This window comes from Streptomyces sp. ISL-1 (assembly GCF_018614585.1).
Classification (GTDB): domain Bacteria; phylum Actinomycetota; class Actinomycetes; order Streptomycetales; family Streptomycetaceae; genus Streptomyces; species Streptomyces maoxianensis.
Genome location: NZ_JAGGOI010000034.1, coordinates 55,687 through 71,622 on the forward strand (window position 1 = coordinate 55,687; position 15,936 = coordinate 71,622).

The window sequence follows — 15,936 nt, forward strand, 5'->3', positions numbered from 1 at the left end:
GATGCTGGCCATGTCCCTCCCGCACGCGATCCTCACCGCCCTGCTCGAAAAACCCTCGTCCGGGCTGGAGCTGACGCGTCGTTTCGACAAGTCGATCGGCTACTTCTGGTCGGCCACGCATCAGCAGATCTACCGCGAGCTGGGGAAACTGGAGCGGGCGGGCCAGATCCGCGCCCTGCCCTCCGCGCAGCCGACCCGCGGGCAGAAGAAGGAGTACGAAGTCCTGCCCGCGGGCCGCGAGGAACTGACCGCGTGGGTCGCGCGCTCCGAGGACCCGAAGCCGGTCCGCGACCCGCTGCTGCTGCGGCTGCGCGCGGCGGGGGTGGTCGGCAGCGCGGGCCTGGAGGTGGAGCTCGAACGTCATCTGGCGCTCCACCAGCGGCAGTTGGCGCAGTACGAGGCGATCGAGGCGCGCGACTTCCCGCCGGAGCGGCAGTCGACGGAGCAGGACAGGCTCCGGCATCTGGTGCTGCGGGGCGGGATCGAGCTGGAGACGTTCTGGACGAAGTGGCTGACGGATGCGCTGACCGGCCTGAGGCCCGGGACCTGACGGATCGAGAGTTCATCGAAAGGCCCTGGAAAGGCCATGGAAAGCCCTGGGCATGCCGCGCTCCCGGGCCTGGCGGACGAGATGACTCCGTCCCCGCCGGGACGCAGCAGGCCGTCCGCGCTTCCGGGCGGGGCGGAGGGCGTGACTCTGTCCCCGCCGGGACGGAGTAGGCCGACATGCGACACCTGACGGCCCGTGAGATTGTCGCGGCGTGACGGATTCCTTGATCGCCGCGTTCAGCGCGGCCGCGCTCGCCCTGCTCCTGATGTCTGTCTTCGGCCTCTGCCGTGCGGGCAGCACCGACCCGTCCGCGGAAGCCCACTCCGTAAGGCTGGCGCTGTACGGATGCGGCCTCGCCGTGCTGACGCTGGGTCTGTTCATCGGCCTGGCGTGAGGTGACGGCCGCTGCCCTGGCGTGAGGTGACAGCATCGCCCCTGCGTGAGGTGACGGCCGCTGCCCCAGGCACCTCACCGCATGGAGCGGCTCGCCGCCAAGTGGCTGGTGAACCAGTCCCGGGCCAGGATCGCGACCTGCTCCAGGGCGCCCGGTTCCTCGAAGAGATGCGTGGCGCCCGGGACGACCTCGAGCCGGTTCTCGCAGCGCAGCCGAGCCTGGGCCTTGCGGTTGAGGTCGAGCACCATCGTGTCGCGGCTGCCCACGATGAGCAGCGTGGGCGCCCGTACGTCGGCGAGGTGGGGGCCGGCGAGGTCGGGACGGCCGCCGCGGGAGACCACGGCGGCGATGTCCATGTCTGTGTCGCCGCCGGCACCGGTGGCAGCGGCGGCGCCGAATGACGCGGCGGCCTGCAGCGCGGCCGCGGCTCCGGTGCTCGCCCCGAAGTAGCCGATCTGGGCCGACTCCCGCTCTCGCAGCCAGCGGGTGGCGTCCGCCAGCCGCCCGGCCAGGGTTTCGATGTCGAAGACGTTCGCCCGGTCGGCTTCCTCGGCCGGGGTGAGCAGGTCGAAGAGCAAGGTGCCCAGGCCCGCCTGGTTCAGGGCGGCCGCCACCAGCCGGTTGCGCGGGCTGTGCCGGCTGCTGCCGGAGCCGTGGGCGAACATCACGATCTCCTCGGTGCCCCGGGGCAGCGTGAGGTCCCCGGCCAGCCGGACCCCGCCGGCGTCCACCTCGACCGCGGTCTCGCCCCCGGTCGCCCCGGTCGCCCCGGGCTGATCCCCGGTCCCATCCGTGGCCCGGTCCTCGTCCGCCCACGCGGCCGCCTGCGCGAGCAGGGCGACGACCTCCTCGTCGGAGGTCTGGGAGAAGTCCTGGTACCACTCGCCGACTGCCCGGAACGCCCTCGGCGTGGACAGGCACACCACTTCGTCAGCCTTGGTACGCAGCCAGGCGACCCCGTCCGGAGGCGCCACCGGCACGGCAAGCACCACGCGGGCCGCGCCCTGCGCCCGTACCACCTCGCACGCCGCCGCCGCCGTCGCGCCGGTCGCGATCCCGTCGTCCACGACGATCACTGTCCGGCCGCCGATGGGCGTCCGCGGCCGGTCCGCGCGGAACCGCTTCGCCTGCCGCGCGAGCTCCGTCTCCTCGGCGCGCTCGACCGTTTCGAGTTCGTCCCGGCCGACCCCGCTGCGGCGGACGATGTCGTCGCTGATGACCCGTACCCCGCCCTCGCCGATCGCGCCGTACCCCAGCTCGCGGTGGTAGGGGACCCCGAGCTTGCGGACCACGATCACATCGAGTGGTGCGCGAAGTGCCCGCGCGACCTCGAAGGCCACCGGCACTCCGCCGCGCGGCAGGCCCAGGACGACGGGACTCTCCCCCCGTACGTGCCGCAGCGCTTCGGCAAGTCGGCGTCCAGCATCCACGCGATCCGAGAACAGCACAGCGGTTCACTCCCATCCCCTTCGTAATAACCCCATCTGTGACTGTTTCGCAAGCGGGAGGCGGGCCGGCGATACGGTCGGTCGCATGGAACGAATCGGAGCGGTCCTGATCGACATCGACGGCGTGCTCACGGTGTCCTGGAAGCCGCTGCCCGGCACCGTCGAGGCCATGGAACGGCTGCGCGCCGCCGGCCTTCCGCTGGCGCTCGTCACCAACACCACCTCACGGACCCGCGCGTCGATCGCGGCGAAGCTGGCCGAGGAGGGCTTTCCCGTCGGCGTCGAGGACATCCTCACCGCGCCCGTCGTCACCGCCGCGTATCTGCGAGAGCACTACCCGGGTGCCCGGTGTCTGCTGCTCAGCAGCGGCGACGTCCGTGAGGATCTCGAGGGCGTGACACTCCTCGACGGGAGTGGGGACGCCACTGCGGATGTGGTCGTCCTCGGCGGCGCGGGCGCCGAGTTCGGTTACGCGGCCCTCAATGCCGCCTTCCGCCATCTGCAGCGCGGCGCCGCGCTGATCGCCATGCACCGCAACCTCTACTGGCGTACGGCGGACGGGCTCGACCTCGACGCCGGGGCCTTCCTCCTGGGGCTGGAGCGAGCGGCTCGCGTCGAGGCGGAGGTCACCGGCAAACCCGCCGCCGCGTTCTTCGCCACCGCCCTGGCACACCTGGGCGCCACCGCGTCCGAGGCGCTGATGGTGGGCGACGACATCGAATCCGATGTGCTGGCTGCGCAGCGCGGCGGAATCACGGGCGTGCTGGTCAGGACGGGCAAGTATCTGCCCGAGACGCACCGGGCGGCCGACGGCACACCGGACCATGTACTCGACTCGTTCGCCGACCTTCCCGCGCTGCTGGAGCGCGGCTGACCGGCGCTTTCGCCGACCGGTTGAGCGCCGCCGGGGCCGATCAGGGGGCGTACTGCCCCAGCATCCTCGCCATCGCGGCCAGCACGGAGGGCGCGACCCGGTAGTACACCCAGGTGCCGCGCCGCTCGGAGGTGAGCAGGCCCGCCTCCTTGAGCTTCTTCAGATGGTGGGAGACGGTCGGCTGCGAGACGCCGACGTCGGAGATGTCGCAGACGCAGGCCTCGCCGCCCTGGTGGGAGGCGACCGACGAGAACAGCCGCAGGCGCACCGGGTCGCCGAGCGCCTTGAACATGGCGGCGGTGCGGACCGCTTCCTCCGCCGTGAGGGGCCGCTCGGTCAGCGGCGGGCAGCACGGCTCGACAGCCGGGTCGACGTCCGGCTCCAGCAGCGGCAACGCCTTCACATTCGACATACGTCTATGTTGACACATGTCGAACCAGCCGGCCCAGGTGGCCGCCGCCGGGAAACCGGTCAGCCGACGTGCACCCGCGGCAGCCGCACCCGCACCTGCCGCCGCCACGATCGGATCGTCAGGGCCGTTCGAAGGGAGCGTCAGAGCCAGCCGTTGCGGCGGAAGCTGCGGTGGATGACGAAGCAGGCGACGACCATGACGCCGAGAACGAGGGGGTAACCGTAGGTCCAGCGCAGTTCCGGCATGTGGTCGAAGTTCATGCCGTACACGCCGCAGACCATGGTCGGCACGGCGACGATCGCCGCCCATGCGGTGATCTTGCGCATGTCCTCGTTCTGGGCCACCGTCACCTGCGCGAGATGGGCCTGGAGGATCGAGTCGAGCAGGCCGTCGAACGATGTGATCTGCTCGGTGACGCGAGCCAGATGGTCGGCGATGTCGCGGAAGTACGGCTGTATGTCCGGGCCGACCGGCGGCAGCGATTGGGTGCCGAGGGCCCGCAAGGGCCGGTCCAGCGGCGCCACCGCACGCTTGAGCTCCAGCAGTTCGCGCTTGAGCTGGTAGATGCGGCCCGCGTCGCCGCGGCCGGCCTGCTCGGTGAAGACGGTGCTCTCGACGGCGTCGATGTCGTTCTGTACGGCGTCCGCCACGGCGAGGTAGTCGTCGACCACTTGGTCGGCGATGGCGTGCAGTACGGCGGCGGGGCCCTTGGCCAGCTGCTCGGGGCTGGCCTCCAGGGCCTCTCGGAGCGGGCCGAGCGAGCCGTGCCTGCCGTGCCTGACGGTGATCACGAAATCGGGCCCCGTGAAGACCATGAGCTCGCCGGTGTCCACCACCTCGCTGGTGGCGGTGAGCTCCTCGTGCTCGACGTAGCCGCAGGTCTTGAAGACGGCGAACAGGGTGTCGTCGTAACGCTCCACCTTGGGCCGCTGATGGGCGACCACCGCGTCCTCGACGGCCAGCGGATGCAGGCCGAACAGCTCGGCGACCCCGGCGAACTCCGTCTCGGAGGGCTCGTGCAGCCCGATCCAGACGAAGCCGCGGCCGGACTTGCGGACCCGGCGCAGGGCGTCGTCCACCGGGCCGGCGTCGGGCTGCCGTACGCCGTCCTCGTAGATCACGCAGTTGACGACCGTGCTGCCCAGCGGGGAGCGGGCCGGGTGACTCAGGTCCACGGTCGTGCGGCGGGCGCGGCTCACGGCGCGGCGGAGATTGCGGATCATCGGCACGGGCTGGCTCCTTCGGACATTCGCCCGCCAGTGTGCCACCCGCCCGATGTGGGGTTGTGGGCCGCCGTTGCCCGAAGTCCGGCAGCTCCGCGGCGCGGGTGGACACGGCAGACCCGCCGCCGCCCAGACACTCTTATCCCAGCAATAGGTGCGAAAGGGGCACACTGAAGGGAGCAGTAGGGCGGCAGGGTTCCGTCTGGAGGGTGATCACATGGCCGGTCGGACGATGGTGGGGAAGGGGCCCCGGTCCCGCTACGCCCCGGATCGGGGACTCACCACCCGCATGGTGACGACGATGTTCCTGATCGGGCTGGTCTATGTCGTCTTCGTGGGTGTGCTGCTGGCCGTGCTCCGCGGCTCGTGGCCGCTCATCCTGCTGATCGCGGGCGTGCTGTTCATCGCTCAGTTCTGGTTCAGCGACCGCATCACGGCCTTCAGCATGGGAGCCCACGAGGTCACCCCGGAGCAGGCGCCCGAGCTGCACGGTGCCGTCGACCGTATCTGCGCCCTCGCCGACATGCCCAAGCCGCGTGTCGCGATCGCCGACAGCGACGTGCCGAACGCCTTCGCCGTCGGACGCAACGAGAACACCGCCCTGGTCTGCGCCACCACCGGCCTGCTGCGCCGCCTGGAGCCGGAGGAGCTGGAGGGCGTCCTCGCGCACGAGCTGTCGCACGTCGCCCATCGCGATGTCGCCGTGATGACCATCGCGTCGTTCCTCGGCGTCCTCGCTGGGGTGATGACGCGAATCGCGCTCTGGGGCGGCCTCGGCCGGCCGGACAGCAGCCGCGACCCCAACGCCGCGATCGCCATGCTGCTCATCCCCGTGGTCAGCGCGGCCGTGTACGTGGTCAGCTTCCTGCTGACCCGGCTGCTCTCCCGCTACCGCGAGCTGTCCGCCGACCGCGCCGCCGCGATGCTGACCGGCCGTCCCTCCGCGCTCGCCTCCGCGCTCACCAAGGTGACCGGCGAGATGGCGGCGATCCCGACGCGTGACCTGCGCAGGGCCGAGCCGTTCAACGCCTTCTGGTTCGCACCGGCCTTCTCCTCCAAGGAGAGCCTGAGCAGGCTCCTCTCCTCGCACCCGACGCTGGAGCAGCGCCTGGACCAGCTGGGCAGGATCTCGGCGCAGCTCGGCCGCCCGTGACGACGAACTGAGGTTCATCCGTGGGACTCCTCGACACCATCCTCGGCCGCAGCAAGCCGGTACGCCCCGACCTCGACCAGCTCTTCGGTCTGCCCGCCGCCGCGATCACCCTCCAGGCGGGCGCCGGATTCACCCCGACCGGTGTCGGCTCGGTGTGCTTCGCCAGCGTCGAGGGCGGGGCCTTCGCCCAACTGCAGGAAGACGTACGGGAGTTGCTGGATGCGGACACCGGCCACGGCGGCATCCCGGTCGAGTTCAGCCAGGACGCGTACGGCTACACCTGGCTCCTCGCCCGCCACCCCGCCAGCGACACGGCCTCCCTGGTCAACGACCTGCACGCGGTCAACACTCTCCTCGAGGAAGCCGGTTTCGGCCCGCAGTTGCTCTGCTCCCTGATCGCCTTCCGCGAGGCCACCGGGGATCGCGCGCTGGCGCTGGTCTACCTCTACAAACGCGGCACCTTCTACCCCTTCGCGCCGCTCCCCGACGACGCGGAGAAGCGTGACAACGCCCTGGAACTCCAGGCGAGGTCGCTGCTCGGGGACGACCTGCGCATCGAGACGGACCTGGCCCGGTGGTTCCCGGTGTGGGGAGCGCCTGGGCTGGGCGGGACGGGCCACGCCCCCGTGAAGGACCCGTAGCCGAAGTCCCTGCCGGGATCACGCGTAAGAGCTCTATTCGGCGAGGCGTACCAGCGCGAACGTGATGTTGTCGGGCCCACCGGCCGCGATCGCCGCCTTCCACATCTCGAAGGCGGCCCTGCCGTCGTCGTGCGCCCGCAGCAGGCCGTCGAGCTCCTCGTCGGGCACGGGGTCGGTCAGCCCGTCGGTGCACACCAGGTAGCGGTCGTCCACGGACAGCGCCCTGGCCGTCACATGGGGCGTGATGGCGTTGAAGGTGTGGCTGCCGCCGAGCGTCTGTGTGACGGCCGACGTGGTGCGCTGTCCCGGCCGCAGCGGCGGGCTGTCGTCCACGCTCACCTGACGGAGTCCGTCGTGAGCCGCGTCGAACACCTTGCTGTCGCCGACGTTGAAGACCAGCAGCGACTCCGTCAGGACGACGGTGCCCGCGACCGTGGTCCCCATGGTGAGCAGCTCGGGATGGTCGCGAGCGGCCGAGTACACCGCGTGATTGCACATGTCCAGGGCGTCGCTGACGGCTTCCTCGTCGTCCAGCGAAGGGCCGAACGAGGCCAGTTGGCGGACCACCAGCGCGCTGGCCACCTCGCCGGCCGGCTGCCCGCCGAGTCCGTCGGCGACCGCGACTACGAGCGGTGTGCCGAGGGGGAACAGCAGCGTCTGCGGATTCTCGGTCACCGTGCCGCACAGCGTCCACGGTCCGGCGACGAGGCTGTCCTCGTTGTGCTCGCGGATCAGCCCGACATGGCTCAAGGCAGTCACTGCTATGTACGGCACCGGAATATCCCGCCTCTCGGCAACGGCAGGCGTGCCCTTCACCAACCATTGTTACGCGGCGGAAGCCCTCGTGGACGAGGTGGACGAGGTCGACGAGGTGGACGCGGCCGACGGGGAAGCGAACCGGGCTCGCAGCAGCTCAGTGGTCACCAGGGCGACGACGGAGGCGATGATCATCAGGGGAACCGCGTCCCTGGCGTCCTTGCCGAGCAGCAGTGTGGCCAGCACCGTACTGGTCACCGGCAGCCGGGTGTTCGCGCTGCAGGAGGCGGCGAGACCGACGGCCAGTCCCGCGGCCATGCCGAATCCGGGCAGCCCGCCGAAGGCGATGCCGAGCGCCGCGCCGATCAGCATTCCGGGGAAGATCGGGCCACCGCGCAGACTGCCCAGGCAGATGCCCCAGGCCACACCCTTGAACAGGACCAGCGCGGCCAGTACGGCAACCGGCCAGGCGTGCGGCTGGCCGGCCAGGGAAGCGAGCGTGGCCTGGCCCGACAGGGCCGCCTCTTCCGGCGTACGACCGGTGACCAGGGCGTACGCCGTGATGCAGACACCCGCCGCGATGGCGCAGGCCACCGTTCGCAGCGCTGTCCGCCGAGCGGTCCAGGCCACCACGTACCGCCCCAGGGTGTGCGCGCAGAAGACGACGACCGCGATGAGTACAGCCAGCGGAATCCCCCACAGGAAGTCCCCGGTGTCCGGGGCCATGGCGGTCGGCACCGAAGGCAGCGACAGGGCGCCGATCTCCAGGCCCGTGAAGTTCCCGAACCCCGTGAAGACCAGCGCTCCGATGCCGCTGGCCAGCAGACAGGGCAGCAGCAGCGCGACGAGCGACGGTCCGCCGATGCCCGCGGCTTCGAGGGTCATCACGACGGCGACGATCGGGCTGCCGAAGATGGTCGAGATCGCGGCTGTCGATCCCGCGGCCCCCAGGACCACGGCGTGCTGGGGGTCGTTCCCCTGCTCGCCGTGCCGCTTGCCGTATCGGCTGCCGTACTGCAGCGCGAGCAGCGCCAATCCGCTGCCGAGGCCCATGAGAGGGGCTTCGGGGCCCAGTACGACGCCGAGCGGCAGGCAGACGAGGGCGGCCAGGACGACGCCCGGCACCGCTTTGGGGCCGATGGGCGGCCCGCCCAGACCCTGGACGGGAATGTGCCCGCCCTTGCCCGCCATCCGCGTGACGATCGGGGCGAGCAGCAGTCCGGCGAGCGTCAGTGTGAGCAGCGGCCACCACCACGGCGCGGCCTTCATGCCCAACGCGTCGGGCAGTGACTCCCAGACGGCGTGCTGGAGTTCGTGCTCCAGGCTGATGAAGGCGAAGGAGGCCAGGGACACCGGTACGCCGAGGAGAGCGGAGAGCAGGAGAAGGCGTACGTATGCGCGGCTGCGCAGCACGGCGCCCAGCCCTTGCGCGCCGCCGGTACCGGACTGGTGCGCGCCGGACGCGTCCACGTCTGCCATGGCGGCAGACTAGGTGGATCGTCCGCCGGCGCGGCGGTCCGTGGCCGCGGCCCGCGCGGCGGCCACCCGGTGAGCCGAGCCCCGGCATGGCGCGGACGCCTCGGCAGGAACACCATCGGACGTGGAACACAACACCGCCAATGAATGTCGGCCGCTGTGCGCCGACGAAGGTGTGCGCCGACGAGGCTGTGCACCGACGAAGGCGGAGGCGAAGGCGGTGATCGCGTGCCATTGGACCTCGCCCCCGACCTGCCCGCGCTCGTACGCGAACTGACCCGAAGGGCCGACCCGTTGCGCCTGCGGCAGGACGTGGAGTACCTCGCCGACCGCCCGCGCAGCAGGACCCGCGCTCCCGAGGCCATGCTGCGCGCCGAGGCTCATGTGAGAAGTGAACTGGCTGCCGCGGGCTGGCGGACCGAGCGGCAGCCCTTCGACGTACGGTGGCGACTCGGCTCCACCGACCGCCACCGCGATCAGCCGCGCGCGCTCACACCCCGCCTCCACCGGCGGCTGACCGGCGCCAACCTCGTGGCGGGGCTGCCGGGAGGCGACGACCGCCGAACCGTGGTCGTCGGAGCGCACCTGGACACCGTCGCCGGCTGCCCCGGCGCCGATGACAACGCCTCCGGCGTCGCCGCGCTGCTGGAGATCGCGCGTCTGGTCGGCGGCCTGCCGGAACCGCCCGCGGTCACCCTCATGTTTTTCGACATGGAGGAGCTGGGGTTGATCGGTTCGCGCTTCGCCGCCCGGCGGCCGGGCCGCACCCGGCAGGTCGCGGGCATGATCTGCCTCGAGTCGGTCGGCTTCTTCGCGAACGAGCCCGGAACCCAACTGCTGCCCACCGGGTTCGGCGCGGTCTTCCCTCGCGCGGCCGCCGCGGTCCGCTCAGCCGGGCAGCGGGGCGACTTCACCCTTGTTGTCCACCGGCGCTCGACGCAGACGGCGGCCCGGCTGTGGCGCCGGGCAGCGAGCGCCGCCGAGCCCCCGCTGGCTGTCATCACCCTGCGCGACCCGCGACCCGACGGTCCGCTGGGCGCGCTCATCGGCCTCGCGGTGCCGCCGGTGAGCCATCTCGACCGAAGTGACCACGCCGCCTTCTGGAACGCGGGGATTCCGGCCCTGATGCTCACCGGCACGGCGAATTTCCGGAACCGCAACTACCACCGGCCGACCGACACTCCTGACACCATCGACTACCGGCGTCTGGCGGCCCTCGCCGTCGCGACCGCCGCCACCGTCACGTTCTGGCCTGTCGGTGTGACCGGTTGATCCCGGTCTCCACCCGTCTCGGGCGGCCGAGATCAGCGGAACCCCGGTAGAAGCCCGCACGTGTCCCCCGCCTTCCCTACGCTGGACGTGACTGGTCCCATACGCATGACGAGGCGGGCGGGCCGCCCCGGAAGGCGACTCGGCCGGCGAAGACTGGTCGGAGGCGAGGGAATATGAGGCGTGGCGTTATCGAGCCACGGTTGCACCCGGTGACCCCAGCCGACCGTGTCCACTCCCGGCGACGGGGGCGCTGCGAGCCGTGAGAGAGCGGATCCGGGTATTCGGCGGGGCGGTGCTGGCCGCTGTCTACGTGCTGGGAAATCGGGACGACTGTCTGAGTCTCGCGGAATCGGCCGGAGACTCCGGTGCCATGTACGGGCTGTCGCCGCGCTATCCCTTGTCCGGTCGTGCGCCAGTCGTGGAAGCCTTCCGCACCGGCCGCCCTCTGTGGCTGAACGCGGAAGGGCTCGCCGCGTACGGCGAGCGCCCCGGCGAGAGCCCTGGGCTGACGCTACCCGCCAACATCTCGCTGGGCGCACTGCCGCTCGGAGCCAACGGCACTCCGCTGGGCTGCCTGGTCGTCGTGGACGACGTCGGCGGCGGCTTCGACGCCGAACGGCGCAACTTTCTGGAGCTCTACGCGGACCAGGTCACCGCATGGCTCGAAGCGACCGGCGAGCCGAACAATCACGCCATCGGCCGTACGGGGCCCCGGCCGGTACTGGGCCCTGCCCTGGACCGGCTGCGCGTCGGCTCGTTCACCCTGGTCCTGAGCACCGGGCACATCGAAGCGGACGACCGCGTGCTCGACCTCGTCGACATCCCCAGGGGCGAATTCGACGGACGCGTGGAGACCCTGCTGGCGCACACCGTTCCCGACGACCTGCCCGCGCTCATGTCCATCGTCGACCCGGGCCATATGACATCCGGCGGCCGGGACCTCGAATTCCGCGTCCGCCGCCCGGGCGGCGAGCTGCGCTGGCTGCGCCTGCGGTGCAGGGTGCTCGCGGACGGCGTGGGCAGGCCGGAGCGGGTGCTCGGCGTGGTCGCCGACGCCTCGCATCTGCGGCCCACCGCGGACGAGGTCTCCAGGGTGCAGCGACTGTCCGTCGCTCTGGCCGGTGCGATGACCGTCCGGGACGTCAGCAGGGCGGTGGTCGCTGCCCTGCGCGACCCGCTGGGAGCAGATCGGGTGGCTCTCGCCGAACTCGAGGGGGACCGGCTGGTGGTCAAGGTCCTCGACCCGCCGGAACCCGACGCCTGGCCGGAGCTGTGGCGTGCCGAATGGCGGTCCGAGTGGCCCGATGCGCCCGCCGGCGCCCTGCCCACACTGGAGGCCGCGCTGCGCGAGGGCCGGGCGAGCCTGTGGCCGGCGGGCTCCGCACTCGAACCGGGCCTCGAAGGCATCGGCCCCGGCGGCCTCGCCGTCCTGCCGATCCCGGCCGAAGGCCGGGTGGTCGGCGGGTGCCTGGTCGGATGGGACGAGCCGCACGAGTTCGGCCCCGAGGAGCGGTCCCTGCTCACCGCGACCGCGGGCATGGTGGGGCAGGCACTGGTGCGCGCCCGTGCGTTCGACGCCGAACATGAACTCGCCACGACGCTTCAGCGCAGCCTGCTGCCGCGCAAGCTTCCGCGGCTGCCCGGCGCGGTGGCCGTCGCCCGCTATCTGCCCGCGACGGTGGGACTCGAGGTGGGCGGCGACTGGTACGACGTCATCCCGCTCTCCGAGAACCATGTGGCGCTGGTCGTCGGTGACGTGCAGGGGCACAACGCCGGCGCCGCGACGATCATGGGCCAGATGCGTACGGCGATCAGGGCCTACGCCGTGGAGGGCCATCCGCCCGACGTGGTCGTCTCCCGCGCCAATCACCTGCTCGTCGGCATGGAGACCGATCTCTTCGCCACCTGCTGCTATGTCGCCATCGACTTGGAGGAGGGCAACGCCTTGTGCGTCCGGGCCGGGCATCTGCCGCCGTTGCTGCGTCCCCCGGAGGGCGTCACCGAGGAGGTGGAGGTCGAGGGCGGGCCTCCGCTGGGCGTGCTCGCGGAGGCCGAGTTCCCGATGACTGCGCTCGCGCTGACGCCCGGCACGGTTCTCGCCCTGCTGACGGACGGCCTGGTCGAATCCTCGAGCCTGCACCTGGAGGACGGCATGCGCCGTGTGTGCGACGCGTTGTCCAGAGCCGACCCGTCCGACGCCGGGCGGATGGCCGACGAGCTGCTCGGCGGCGTCAACCGGCGCGACGACGACGTGGCGCTGCTGCTCCTGCGCTACGACGGGATAGGAGTGCGGCCGCTCCGGGCGCGCTGGACGGTGTGGAGGCTGCCCGACGCGGTCGCGCACGCGCGCCGCTTCACCGCCCGCACCCTGCGCTCCTGGCGCGCGACGGACGAACGGGTGACGGAGCAGTCCGACACAATCCTGCTGATCGTCTCCGAGCTGGTCACCAATGCCCTGGTGCACACCCAGGGCCAGGTGGGCCTCGACCTCATGCTGTCCGGGGAGCGACTACGGGTGGCGGTGAGCGACGCGTCGCCGCGCGCGCCCGTCAAGCCGGGGAACGTGGATTGGGAGGCGACCGGTGGGCGGGGGATCCTGCTGGTCCAGGCGGTGTCGGCGTCGTACGGCTCAGTGCCGCTCAGCAGCGGCAAGCAGGTGTGGGCCGAGACCCTCCTGCCACGGCGCGAGCCCTGACGGGCGGAACCCGACGGGCCGGTGGTGCGCACGCCCGCCGTGACAGGCGTGCGCACCCGGCGGTCACCCGCCGCGAACCACGGCTCGCTACGGCTTCCACCACGCGGCGGAGGCATCGCGCAGAGTGTTCGTGCCGCAGTGCACCTCGCCCATGCCGACGTGATACGTGTGCCAGTCGTCGATGTACGACACCTTCATGCCGGCCCGGGTGTACGAGTCGGTCACGGCGGAGGTGAATATGTCCTTGCCGCCGACGACCGGACCCCATTGCCGCGGGGCCAGATAGCGGTCCCGGCCGAGCAGGATCCCGTTGACGGCACCCGGAACGTAGGCGCTGGTCATGACGGTTCCCGGGGGCGCAGCGCGGTCGCCCTGCCTTGCGAGCTCCTTCTGCTGACCGTGCTCGCGGACCGCGTCCGGTATCTCGCCGGCGCCCATCCGCGAAAGCCGCGGCATGCGGTCGCCCCGCTCCTCGTCCCCCGTACCCCGTGTGTACAGCGCGGGCACCCGCACCACCTCGGCGTCGGTCACACCCGTCTCGCGCTTGAGCACGTCCAGATTCGCCGCGATCCGCTTCGCGGCCATGGTGTTGTCGGCCACCAGCCACTTCGAGGCGAGCGCCTGGTCGATGGTCTCCTTGGGGGCGGGCAGGTCCTTGCTTCCCGGCACGGAGAACATCCGCGTCCTGCCCTGGCCGGCCTGCTGCGCCTCGCGCAGCAGCCGCAGCCCCGCCTCGGGATCGGCGATCCCGATCTTCCAGCCGCGCGGGGTGTCCGCGGGGAGGAACTGGACGAACTCGTCGACGTGACCCACATGCAGCCATGAGGTGTCCAGGAACAGCGGGTCCTGGAAGCCCTGGGACTTCAGCAGTGTCCGCATCACCTGCGCGGGCTTGGAGCCGTTGTCCTTGCGCTCGCCCATGATGATGCGCCCGGCGGGGAAGGAACGGTCGCCGTGGGCGTACGGCGGGATGGTCTCCAGATTCCCCATCGAGTTGAGGGTCCACTCCTCCGAGTCGCGGACCCCGGACACCTGTACCACGCCCACGCCGTTGCCGCGCAGCTTCTCGAACAGCTCCCGGCCGGCCTCACGGTCCGCCTGCGCGGAGCGCAGCATCACGCGTATCACCTGCCGGCCCCCACCGGGGCCGGTCATGCTCACGTAGCCGGGCTCGACGAAGTCCTGCGCCCAGACGTCCCCGTACTTGTCGAAGGTCGCCAACGGCTTGTTGATGCCCGCCGACTTGACCTCTGCAGCGAGGCCCTTGACGAACGCCTGTTGCCGGCGCGCGTACTCGTCCTTCCCGGGCACCTGGGTGACGAGCAACTGCTGCGCGTTCTGCAGGTGATGGTGCGTGAGCAGCGGAGCGACCCGCAGGGTGACCTCGTCGGAGGTGCTCTTCCCGCCGGAGGTGACGGTCAGCCGGATCACGGAGCGACCGCCCCAGCGGGCGTTGTCGCGAATCACGTCAGTGCTCTCGACCCCGAACTCCACACCCGCGCGGAGTTCGGCGGCGGACAGGCGGGTCTTGGCTGTGACCCAGGCCCAGCCGGTGGAGCGTTTGACGTAGATCCGGGTGTTCTTGGCGCCGGCCACGACGGTCAGGGCGCCCGTCGCCGTGGCGGGCAGGTTCGCCATCGGCAGGGAACGCACCCGAGCCAGGTCGGCCGCGTCGGCGGAGCCGTTCACCGTGGTGTCGGCCGCGTCGTTGCAGGCGGCGAGCTTGGCGTCCGGGAGTGGCTTGCCGCCCGGGCCTTTGACCGCGCACCGCTTGGTGTCGTCGTCGATGTTGGGGAGGAACACCGCTCCCCTCGCGGGGGACCAGGTGTCCTCACCGCTGGTGTCCGTCGTACCGCCGACGTCCACCCGCCCGTCCCGGTTCACGTCCGCCCGGAGGTCGACCTGGGGCGGCTGCGCGGCGAACGCCGGTGACACGGGAGCCAGTACGGCCCCGATCACAGTGACGGTAATGGCCAGTGCCGCGTGTCTCGCATGGCTCGTACCCAAGATGCGTCCCTTCCTGAGGATCGGTGCTACCGAGCCGGAAGAGGACATGGGTGCGTGGTGCGTTGCCTTCTGGGGCCGGGATCATCCCGGAGGCATGCGGGGGTGCAACTGGTGGAGGAGGCGGTGTCAGCCCAGGGCATGACGAAGAATCAGGGGCATTGGGGTATTGCTGAAAGGACTCGGCGGACGGCGACGCCGTACGCGCGGCGGCTGCGCGGGTAGCGGCAGGCGGCGATTCGGGGGTGCATTCGACTCGCGGGCAGGGCGCAGGCCGGTTCGATGCCGAGCGCATGGGCCGCGTTACGCGCACCCCGCAGCGCGCGGAGGGCCGCCTGGCCGAGACGGTGACGCCGGACAGCGAGTGCGTACGCGTACGACTCAGGGGCGGCCGGATACGCAAGCGGCGCCCGGCAGACGACGGTTCAGTCTGCGGGCGCCACGAACCTCGGCAGCGGGACCGGGCAAGGTCCCGCGCCGCTTACGCGAAGGGTGGCTCGTCAGGCGCCGGGTGCGCGGTAGTCCACCTTCTTCTGGACTGCTTCGTCGATTTCCTCGGGCGTCAGCAGCACGACCGTGCTCGTGCGAACGCCACCCGCCGCGGACGTAACCAGACCCATGGCCGCGGCGGAGGCGTTGCCCGGCAGGTCCACCGTGACGTAAACGTCCTCGTCGCCGAAGGCCCAGTGCATTGATTCGAGCTGACCCCCCAGGCTCTGGACCATGCGCTCGACGACCTCACGGCGGGCAGTCCCGCCTTCCTTGAGCAGGCCTTTCAGTCCGTCCACCGTCAACTTGACCCTGAAGAGGTATTTCGACATCGGTCTGCGCCTTTCCCGTGATCGGTCAGCCGGAGCCGTATGCCTGGAGACCGGCCTGGATGTCGTCGAAGCTCATCACCGGCATGAAGGTGACCTTGGCACCGAGCTCCTGGAAGAAGGGCTCAGCGATCGCCGGGCAATACCCTCACGAGCGTTCCATTGCTGGGTGCCGGCGCTGCGTAATGCGCGGGGGATTCGCGCGGTGTGGCTGTACAAC

General features: G+C 71.2%; 14 protein-coding genes. 7 read left to right on the forward strand and 7 right to left on the reverse strand.

Annotated elements, in window-relative coordinates; translation table 11 throughout:
• The first annotated feature begins 10 nt into the window (after window positions 1-10).
• Window positions 11-550 (forward strand): PadR family transcriptional regulator, encoded by a 540-nt coding sequence (locus tag J7E87_RS24560; protein ID WP_215096688.1) that lies wholly within the window; start codon window positions 11-13, stop codon window positions 548-550.
• A gap of 211 nt (window positions 551-761) precedes the next feature.
• Window positions 762-944, forward strand: a complete 183-nt coding sequence (locus tag J7E87_RS24565; protein WP_215096689.1) for a hypothetical protein — start codon at window positions 762-764, stop codon at window positions 942-944.
• Window positions 945-1,018: 74 nt separating this feature from the next.
• Here J7E87_RS24565 and J7E87_RS24570 read toward each other — a convergent pair whose 3' ends face one another.
• Entirely contained in the window at window positions 1,019-2,392 is a 1,374-nt protein-coding gene (locus J7E87_RS24570) for a phosphoribosyltransferase family protein (protein WP_215096690.1), read from the reverse strand.
• Between the two features lie 85 nt (window positions 2,393-2,477).
• Here J7E87_RS24570 and J7E87_RS24575 point away from each other — a divergent pair, with 85 nt between their 5' ends.
• On the forward strand, window positions 2,478-3,266 hold the full coding sequence (locus tag J7E87_RS24575; protein WP_215096691.1) for an HAD-IIA family hydrolase: 789 nt from the start codon (window positions 2,478-2,480) through the stop codon (window positions 3,264-3,266).
• 40 nt (window positions 3,267-3,306) lie between these two features.
• Here the strand turns inward: J7E87_RS24575 and J7E87_RS24580 are convergent, their stop codons facing one another.
• Together J7E87_RS24580 and corA are read right to left on the reverse strand one after the other, a co-directional pair.
• On the reverse strand, window positions 3,307-3,678 hold the full coding sequence (locus tag J7E87_RS24580) for a helix-turn-helix transcriptional regulator (protein ID WP_215096692.1): 372 nt from the start codon (window positions 3,676-3,678) through the stop codon (window positions 3,307-3,309).
• 140 nt (window positions 3,679-3,818) lie between these two features.
• Window positions 3,819-4,901: a magnesium/cobalt transporter CorA gene (gene corA, locus J7E87_RS24585; protein ID WP_215096693.1), complete on the reverse strand. Its 1,083-nt coding sequence runs from the start codon at window positions 4,899-4,901 to the stop codon at window positions 3,819-3,821.
• A gap of 217 nt (window positions 4,902-5,118) precedes the next feature.
• Between corA and htpX the strand changes: the two genes are divergently transcribed.
• Both htpX and J7E87_RS24595 read left to right on the forward strand, forming a co-directional pair.
• Entirely contained in the window at window positions 5,119-6,054 is a 936-nt protein-coding gene (gene htpX / locus J7E87_RS24590; protein WP_251017950.1) for a zinc metalloprotease HtpX, read from the forward strand.
• Between the two features lie 20 nt (window positions 6,055-6,074).
• Window positions 6,075-6,695 carry a hypothetical protein gene (locus tag J7E87_RS24595; RefSeq protein WP_215096694.1) on the forward strand — a complete coding sequence of 207 codons (621 nt, stop codon included), beginning with the start codon at window positions 6,075-6,077 and terminating at the stop codon, window positions 6,693-6,695.
• A gap of 33 nt (window positions 6,696-6,728) precedes the next feature.
• Here the strand turns inward: J7E87_RS24595 and J7E87_RS24600 are convergent, their stop codons facing one another.
• Both J7E87_RS24600 and J7E87_RS24605 read right to left on the reverse strand, forming a co-directional pair.
• Window positions 6,729-7,469 carry a PP2C family serine/threonine-protein phosphatase gene (locus J7E87_RS24600; protein ID WP_215096695.1) on the reverse strand — a complete coding sequence of 247 codons (741 nt, stop codon included), beginning with the start codon at window positions 7,467-7,469 and terminating at the stop codon, window positions 6,729-6,731.
• A gap of 51 nt (window positions 7,470-7,520) precedes the next feature.
• Window positions 7,521-8,930, reverse strand: a complete 1,410-nt coding sequence (locus tag J7E87_RS24605) for a chloride channel protein (RefSeq protein WP_215096696.1) — start codon at window positions 8,928-8,930, stop codon at window positions 7,521-7,523.
• A gap of 225 nt (window positions 8,931-9,155) precedes the next feature.
• On the opposite strand from J7E87_RS24605, the gene J7E87_RS24610 reads away from it, so the two are divergent.
• Window positions 9,156-10,199 (forward strand): M28 family peptidase, encoded by a 1,044-nt coding sequence (locus J7E87_RS24610; protein WP_308313061.1) that lies wholly within the window; start codon window positions 9,156-9,158, stop codon window positions 10,197-10,199.
• A gap of 259 nt (window positions 10,200-10,458) precedes the next feature.
• Complete coding sequence (locus tag J7E87_RS24615) at window positions 10,459-12,894, forward strand: SpoIIE family protein phosphatase (protein ID WP_308313062.1); 2,436 nt, start codon at window positions 10,459-10,461, stop codon at window positions 12,892-12,894.
• An 87-nt stretch (window positions 12,895-12,981) separates the two neighbouring features.
• On the opposite strand, the gene J7E87_RS24620 is transcribed toward J7E87_RS24615, so the two are convergent.
• Both J7E87_RS24620 and J7E87_RS24625 read right to left on the reverse strand, forming a co-directional pair.
• Complete coding sequence (locus J7E87_RS24620; protein ID WP_251017951.1) at window positions 12,982-14,901, reverse strand: protein-arginine deiminase domain-containing protein; 1,920 nt, start codon at window positions 14,899-14,901, stop codon at window positions 12,982-12,984.
• A 497-nt stretch (window positions 14,902-15,398) separates the two neighbouring features.
• On the reverse strand, window positions 15,399-15,719 hold the full coding sequence (locus J7E87_RS24625; protein ID WP_215096699.1) for a GYD domain-containing protein: 321 nt from the start codon (window positions 15,717-15,719) through the stop codon (window positions 15,399-15,401).
• Window positions 15,720-15,936 lie beyond the last annotated feature (217 nt).